Source organism: Dietzia sp. SLG310A2-38A2 (assembly GCF_014145095.1).
Taxonomy (GTDB): Bacteria; Actinomycetota; Actinomycetes; order Mycobacteriales; family Mycobacteriaceae; genus Dietzia.
Window position 1 is genome coordinate 1 of the sequence record NZ_JAALDX010000056.1, and the last position, 7,549, is coordinate 7,549.

Annotated in this window: 7 protein-coding genes; 3 read left to right on the plus strand and 4 right to left on the minus strand. The window is 69.4% G+C overall.

From position 1 onward, the window contains the following. Nucleotides 1-217: 217 nt before the first annotated feature. Together G6027_RS02145 and G6027_RS02150 are read left to right on the plus strand one after the other, a co-directional pair. Nucleotides 218-1,195, plus strand: coding sequence for a TIGR03621 family F420-dependent LLM class oxidoreductase (locus G6027_RS02145; protein ID WP_182634983.1), 978 nt, complete (start codon nt 218-220; stop codon nt 1,193-1,195). Nucleotides 1,196-1,203: 8 nt separating this feature from the next. Next, nucleotides 1,204-2,253: a zinc-binding dehydrogenase gene (locus tag G6027_RS02150; RefSeq protein WP_182635062.1), complete on the plus strand. Its 1,050-nt coding sequence runs from the start codon at nt 1,204-1,206 to the stop codon at nt 2,251-2,253. On the opposite strand, the gene G6027_RS02155 is transcribed toward G6027_RS02150, so the two are convergent. From G6027_RS02155 to G6027_RS02170, 4 genes are read right to left on the minus strand one after another with little or no spacing between them, the layout of a single operon-like run. Next, a complete protein-coding gene (locus G6027_RS02155) occupies nt 2,250-3,011 on the minus strand; it encodes an SDR family oxidoreductase (RefSeq protein WP_182634985.1) in 762 nt (253 codons plus the stop codon). The two genes, G6027_RS02150 and G6027_RS02155, sit on opposite strands and share 4 nt — an antisense overlap. 50 nt (nt 3,012-3,061) lie before the next feature. Beyond that, a complete protein-coding gene (locus G6027_RS02160; RefSeq protein ID WP_182634987.1) occupies nt 3,062-4,168 on the minus strand; it encodes a zinc-binding dehydrogenase in 1,107 nt (368 codons plus the stop codon). Next, the gene (locus G6027_RS02165; RefSeq protein WP_241726734.1) at nt 4,168-5,109 is read right to left on the minus strand and encodes a TIGR03619 family F420-dependent LLM class oxidoreductase; all 942 of its coding nucleotides are present in this window, start codon (nt 5,107-5,109) and stop codon (nt 4,168-4,170) included. The genes G6027_RS02160 and G6027_RS02165 overlap by 1 nt, the downstream gene beginning before the upstream one ends. Beyond that, a complete protein-coding gene (locus G6027_RS02170; RefSeq protein ID WP_182634990.1) occupies nt 5,109-6,860 on the minus strand; it encodes a PEP-utilizing enzyme in 1,752 nt (583 codons plus the stop codon). The genes G6027_RS02165 and G6027_RS02170 overlap by 1 nt, the downstream gene beginning before the upstream one ends. 187 nt (nt 6,861-7,047) lie before the next feature. Between G6027_RS02170 and G6027_RS02175 the strand changes: the two genes are divergently transcribed. Continuing rightward, on the plus strand, nt 7,048-7,549 hold a 502-nt coding region (locus G6027_RS02175), incomplete at its 3' end, for a biotin carboxylase N-terminal domain-containing protein (RefSeq protein ID WP_277612282.1).

The following is a 7,549-nucleotide window of genomic DNA, read 5'->3' on the forward strand; positions in this document are numbered from 1 at the left end:
CGCTTCCGTTGGCCGCGATCGCCCGGACCCTGGCGGGTGCATCAGTCAGCGTGGAGGTCCCGTCGGCGCGCGGACGGGCGGACCCGCGCGGCTGGGCGATCGAACTCGGGTCCGCGACCCACCGCCTCCTCTCCCGGGTGCCGCCCACGGCCGCACATCGGACGCCACGATCGCCGAGCCCGGCGATCACCCCCTCCGAACAGTTGGAAGTGACCTCATGACAACGGACACCCCTCGACCGTTTCGCTTCGCCGCCCAGGTCTACCGGGCCGAGACCGGCGCCGACTGGCGCGACGTCGCCCGCAAAGTGGAGGACATGGGCTACTCCGCCCTGCACGTCTCCGACCACTACATCGGTCCGGGACCCGCACTGGATCCGACCGCGCATCGCCCGGTGACCCTCGCACCGATCGCGAGCATGGCCGTGGCCGCCGAGGTGACCAGCTCGATCGCGATCGGCTGCCGGATGTTCTGCACCAGCTATCACGAGCCCGTCGTGCTCGCCAAGGAGGCGGCCACCCTGGCGATGTTCGCCCCCGGTCGTATCGAGGTCGGTCTGGGCGCGGGTTGGTTGGGTAACGAGTACGAGGCGATGGGCATCCCCTTCCCGAGTGCCGGCGAGCGGGTCGACCGCCTCGCGCAGACCGTCGAGTTATGCCGGCAACACTTCGCGGGGGAGTCGGTCCATGTCGACGGATCGCAGGTACGCGCGACCGGCTTCGCACCGCTTCCGGTACCGGAGCAGGCTCCCCCGCTGATGATCGGCGGCGGCGCCCGACGGGTCCTCACGCTCGCGGGTGCCGCCGCCGACATCGTGAGCGTCAACTTCAACAACCGCTCGGGCAAGCTCGGTTCGGACAGCGTGGCCACCTCGACGGTCGCCGAGACGCACAAGAAGCTCGACTGGGTGCGTGCCGGCGCGGGTGAGCGGATGCCGGAGATCGAACTCGAGACAGGCGCGTACTTCATCGCCATCGACGGTGCGACCGACGTCACCGAGGACGCGCTCATGCAGCGCACGGGGTTCACGTCGGCGGAACTGCGGGCGTTCCCGCACGCACTCGTCGGGTCGGTGGACGAGATCTGCGACCAGCTCGAGCAGCGGCGCGAGGAGTTCGGTTTCTCCTACTTCACCATCGGGGACCGGGCGTTCGAGCAGTTCGCGCCGATCGTCGAACGAATGACAGGAAAGTGAGCGTGACCATGGCACATGACGAGCACACGGACCGTTTCGTCCGGATGGTGGCTCCGCGGGCCGCGGAGATCGTCGCCGACGGTGATCTGACGCCCGGCGACGATCAGGTGGTGGTGGACATCGGGTTCTGCGGGATCTGTGCGACCGACACCCACGGATACGAGTCGGCGGCGCTCCCGCCGGCCGTCTTCGGGCACGAGTGGTCGGGCGCTATCGCGGCGGTCGGGTCCCGGGTCTCCCATCTCAAGGTGGGTCAGCGCGTGGTGGCCGGTGTCGGGCCCGCGTGCGGAGACTGCGCGCAGTGTCGCGCCGGGCACGCCGATCATTGCGATCTCGCCTTCGCCGAGGCGAACGGGATCTCCGACGGTGCGCCGGAGCACGGGGGTTTCGGGACCCGGATCTGCGTGTCGGCCCGGCGCGCCATACCGGTCCCAGACGCGCTGTCCGACGTCGAAGCAGGCCTGATCGAACCGGCGACGGTCACCTTCCACGCGGTCCGACGTGCAGGGATCACGTTGGGCGCGATCGTCGTGGTCCAGGGAGCGGGACCGATCGGCCTGCTGACCGCGCAGCACGCGCGGGTCGGTGGAGCGGGGCGCGTGGTGATCTCCGAGCCGTCGGAGGCACGGCGCTCGACGGCCGTCGCGCTGGGGTTCACCGATGTCGTACGCCCGGAGGAGTTGCGGGAGGTGCTGGCCGAGGTGTCCGGTGGGCTCGGGGCCGACGTCCTCTTCGAGTGCTCCGGGGTGGCGTCGCTGTTCCAGCCGTCGGCCGAACTCGTCCGGCGCGGCGGTACCCTCGCTCTGCTCGGCTACCCGGGGACGGACTCCTCGGTGAGCTACGGGGACTGGCAGAGTCGGGAACTCACGGTGATCGGTTCCCTCGCCTACTCGCACTCCGATTTCCTGGGCGCCATGACCCTGGTGGCCGAGGGCCGGATCGACGTCGCGTCCCTGCACACCGGCACCATCGGCCTGGACGACCTCGAGGCCATGTTCGACGAACTCGACTCCGGTGGCAGCGCCCACACCAAGGTGCTCGTCGACCCTCGCCTCTAGAGAGCTTCCCGGGCCACGAACGGGGGTGCGGACTGGCCGCTGCCGCAGGTCGCGCCCCCGTCGACCGGAATGGCGGCGCCGGTCACGAACGACGCGGCGTCGGACAGAAGGAACGCCGCCACCTCCGCAACCTCACCGGCCGTACCCCACCGCTGCAGGGGGACCATCCGGCGCAGTTCCTCGTAGCGTTCCGGGGCGGTGTCCGCGATGCGGCGGGTCATCCCGGTCTCGATGGGACCGGGACAGACCGCGTTCACCCGGATCGCCGATGCCGCCAGATCGATGGCGAAGGACCGGGCCATGTTGACCACCCCCGCCTTCGCCGCCGCGTACGGCCAACGGTCGGCCTCTCCGCCGAACGCGGTCGCCGAGGCAGTGACGACGACCGAACCGCCCCCGGCGCGCCGCAACGCGGGGACGGCCGCGCGCACACCCAACGCCACCGCGCGCAAGTTGACCTCGATCGACCGGTCGAACACCGCCATGTCGAGTTCCTCGAGCGGGCCGGAGGCCGGGACGCCGGCGTTGAGGACCAGGGAGTCGAGGCGCCCGTAGTCCGCCTCGGCCCGGGCGACCGCCTCCGCGTTGACGGCCGGATCGGTCACGTCGCCCACGAGCACGGAGACGCGAGGGTGATCGACGCACCAGGACAGGCCCTCGGTGGAGGTGTCGACGGCGACGACCGCACCCCCACGCTCGGCGACGATCTCGGCCACCGCGCGACCGATGCCGGACGCGGCGCCGGTGACGACACACACCGGTCTGCGAGGCTCCGCGACCGTCACCTCGCCGCGTGGCCCCCCGACCGTCACGGGGCCCTCTTCATCTCGACGATCGCGCGGCCGATGATCTCACCTCGCGCGAGTGCCTGGTAGGCGTCGTCGACCTCGTCGAGGCTGTAGCGCCGGGTGATGACCTCCTCGGGCGCGACGGTCCCGCCCTCGACCATCCGCAGCAGCGTCGGCATGTCCCGACGGGCCTTGGCGCCGTAGGACCCCCGGATCTCGAGCTTCCGGCGGACCAGTCGCGCGAGGTCGACCGAGCCCGCCGATCCGGCCGGGGCGATACCCACGACCACGGCACGCCCGCCGTCGTCGAGGATGTCCAGCGAGGTGGCGAAGGTCGCCGGGCTGCCGAGTGCCTCGAAGGCCACGGTCACCCCGTGGCCTTCGGTGAGCTCCCGCACGGCGGCGACGACGTCGGTCTCGCGTGAGTTGACGGTGTGCGTGGCGCCCAGCGCGGCCACGGCGGCGAGCTTGTCGTCACTGATGTCGATGGCAATGATCTGCGACACGCCCGCGGCGGCGGCGAACTGGACGATCGACGAGCCCACTCCACCGGCGGCGACCACGGCGATGCGGTCCGCGAGCCCCAGCTCGGCATTGTTGATCGCACCGAGCGCGGTGAACGAGCTGCAGCCGAGGATCGACACCTCGCCGAGGCCGATCGCGTCCGGGACGCGAAAGGCGTCGGAGGCCGGGACCACGCAGTATTCGGCGAGCCCACCCATCGAGTACATCGCCAGCGGCGAGCCATCCGCTCGGTGCAGCCTGGTCTCGCCGTCGTAGAGGGTTCCGTTGAGGCGGTTGTGCGCGAAGAACTTCTCGCAGAGGTCCTCGAGGCCGCCGACACAGTGGCGGCAGTCCCCGCACGGCATGATGAAACTGCACACCACCCGGTCGCCGATCGCCAGGGAGTCGACTCCCTCGCCGAGTTCCGTCACGACACCGGAGACCTCGTGCCCGAGCACCGCCGGGGTGGGAAAGGCGACCTCGGACTTCAACACGTGGAGGTCCGTGTGGCACACCCCGCACGCCGCGACCTCGAGGAGCACCTCGCCGCGACGCGGGACCGGTCGAGGGATCTCCTCGATCTGCAACGTGGGTCCGGTTCCGTTGAACACTGCAGCCTTCACTACACCTTCTCCTTCTCGGCCCCGGCGCTCGCCGCCTCGGCCATCTCTACGAGTACTGCCAGGCGGGCCGGCATCGCCGCCCAGTCCGCGGGCGAGCGCACCTCGTCGGAGAAGTTGCACTCGACGATGAAGTGCTCCGCTCCGGCGGCGATAGCGGTCTCCAGATCACGGATCACCCCCTCGGCGCCCTGCCCACCGGACCCGACCTCGTCTGTTGGGCGTTGGAGGTAGCTGCGCAGGAACAATCGGACCGGAGCACGGTCCGCGGGCCGGGCGGAGGCGATGGTCGACATCTGTTCACGGAGGGCGTCGACCGTCCCGCTGCTCGGGTTCCAGATGTCGAACAACGCGGCGGTGCGCGCGAGGCCCCGATCCGAACGCAGGCCCGAGAGCAACGGTGGACGCGGTCGCTGTACGGGCTTGGGCCGCACGACGGATCGGGGGATGTTGAAGAACTCCCCGGAGAACTCCACCGGATCGGGTGCCCAGCAGGCCTCGACTGCGCGGACCAACTCGTCCATCCGTCGACCGCGCGTGCGCGGGTCGACGTCCATCTGTGCGTGTTCCTCATCCGACCACCCCACCCCCAGGCCGGCGATCAACCGCCCGCCCGAGAGCACGTCCAGAGTGGCCAGACGCTGCGCCAGCTCCACCGGTCGGTGATACCCCGCCACCAGGATGCTGCTGCCCACGAGCACCGTGTCGGTGACCGCGACGACGTAGGCCATGAGCTCGGTCGCCCCGAGCACCGAACGGTAGGCGGGATGCACCGCTGTGGTGTGCCGGCCCCCGTAGACGGACTCGTTCCGCTCCGGATAGAACAGGTGCTCCTGGGCCCACAGTCCGGCGAAGCCGAGCGCCTCGGCGTTCCGGGCGAAGTCCCGTACGGCCGCCGCGTCGGCGTGCTCGCCCAGCTGGGGCAGTGCGAGGCCGATCTGCATCAGAGGATCGTCACCGACCCGGTGTTGCCGTCGACCTCCACCATGGCCCCGTCGGGGATGCGTGCCGTCGCGTCCTGGACGGAGACCGCACACGGGATCCCCAGCTCGCGGCAGACGATCGAGGAGTGGGTGATGGTCGCGCCGACGTTGACCACGACCCCGCCCGCGAACACGAACAGCGGCGTCCACGCCGGGTCCGTCTGCGGTGCCACCAGGATGTCGCCCTCGTCGAGCTGGCCGGCGTCGTAGGGATCGTGCATGATGCGCGCCCGGCCGCGGACAACACCGGGGGCGCCGCCGACGCCGGTGAGGACATCGCCCGGGATGGCGGCGGGGACCTGGTGCTCGGTCCGGCGCGGCCACTTCGACAGCGGTAGGGGCTCGAACAGGAAGAACGGCGGTTGCAGGTCGAACAGGGACTGGTACTGCGCCCGGCGCTCGCTGATCGTCCCGGAGAACGATCCCGGGTCGGCCGCGAAGTCGTCGAGTTCGTCGTCGAGCAGCATGGTGATGTCGTGATGGTCCTCCATCACTCCCGCCGCGACCATCCGGTGCCCGAGTTCGTACAGGGCTGCGCGCATCTCGCCCATCACCTTCACGCAGGCAGTCTTGGTACGTTCCCGCCACGGCATGAACCGGGTGATCGACCCGGCCGCATCGAGGAAGCTCTGCCGTGTGGCCTCGTCGGGCATCTTGTCTGCGAGTTCAGCGGTCAGCGCGAGCCTCTTCTCGCGGTTGCGCTCCAGGATGCGCTCGGGGTCGGCGTCGTCGGGACTCAGGCGCATCCCGTTGATGGCCAGGAGCGCGAGCACCGGGTTCGACTCCCAGCTGTCCGACCGGATGTCCCACTCGTTGGGGGCGCGGGATCCGTACTTGTAAAGGAAGTCGTCGAACTCGGCCCGGAACGTCCTGGCGTCGGGCTCGTCGCTGGTCTCGATGGCCTCGAGCGCGGTCGACAGGCCGTCGTCGAAGATGGCGGTGAGCGCCTCCGATCCGGCGACGAGGCGCCCCAGCTTCCACATCGCGAACGACGGTGCTGCCGAGTCGACGCCGCCCAAACCGCTCAGGAGGGTGCCGAGCTTGTCCGATTCCCCGATGGACTCGAGCAGGGCGCCGGCCACGGCCGGTCCCATGGTGGAGAGGGTGGTGGTGACGGGGTGGTAGCCGTAGCAGAAGATGAGGTCGTCGATGAACGAGCGTGCGTGATCGACGAGTTGCTGATCGGAGAGGGAGCTGAGGTCCGGCCGCGCGTCGCGGGCGCGATCAGCCCGCCGCTTGGTCTCCTCGGCCTCCGGGTAATCGGTGGTCGTCAGGGCCCAGGCGGTCTTCTCCGCCAGTCCGGCGGTGAGTTCCGCGTTCTCGTCCCCGGGCTTGGGCGTGTACTCCGGCAGCTCGGGGTGATCACCGACCCAGAGGCTGTTCCACACCGGCACCGTGAGTCCGGGGAGCCGGGCACCGTTGAGCTCGGTCATCGAGAAATTGGTGTAGTGATATCCACCGAAGTTGCCGATGATCTCCGGCATGTGCTCGTCGATCTCCTCGGGCAGATGCGTTCCGAGGTGTCTGGTGTATCCCTCGCGCCACCCGATGTTGAGCCCCTTGTTCCACACGAGCGTCACGTTCAACGGACTCGACGGGTCGGGCAGCACCTCTCCGGCGTTGGCTCGGGTGTACACGGGGTAGCGCTCACTGAACTCCCAGTCGGTGATCCAGCGGTCACCTACGGGGTTCACGGCCTGGGGGTCGGTCATCGATGCTCCTCCAACGGTGTATTTCAAGTCACACTATAGAAACAGACGCCGGATTGAAACCTGTACAGAGATATTTTTTTGCGGGGCTCCCTGGACTTTTGGCCCTTTGCCCCGAAACTAGAACTTGATAGCTTCTCCAGTTACTGTCAGAGTTTCACGAGACGCAGGTCACTACGGAGGGAGCCTCATGTTCGCGAAGGTGCTTGTAGCCAATCGGGGCGAGATCGCCGTGCGTGCATTTCGCGCGGCGGTCGAACTCGGCGCCTCGACCGTCGCGGTCTTCCCCGAGGAGGACCGGAACTCGGGCCACCGGGCCAAGGCCTTCGAGGCCTATCAGATCGGCGAGGTCGGTCATCCGGTCCGCGCCTACCTCTCCGTGGACGAGATCATCGGTGCTGCCCTGCGCTCGGGGGCGGACGCGGTCTACCCGGGATACGGGTTCCTGTCGGAGAACCCCAGGCTCGCCGCCGCCTGTGCCGAGGCCGGTCTGACCTTCGTCGGCCCGTCGGTCGAAGTATTGGAGCTGACCGGTGACAAGTCGACGGCGGTCGCGGCCGCGCGGGCGGCAGGCCTCCCGGTCCTCGCCTCGACGCCGCCGTCGTGCGACGTCGACGAGCTGACGTCGACGGCCGACGCGCTGCACTTCCCCGTCTTCGTCAAGGCCGTCGCCGGCGGTGGCGGTCGGGGGA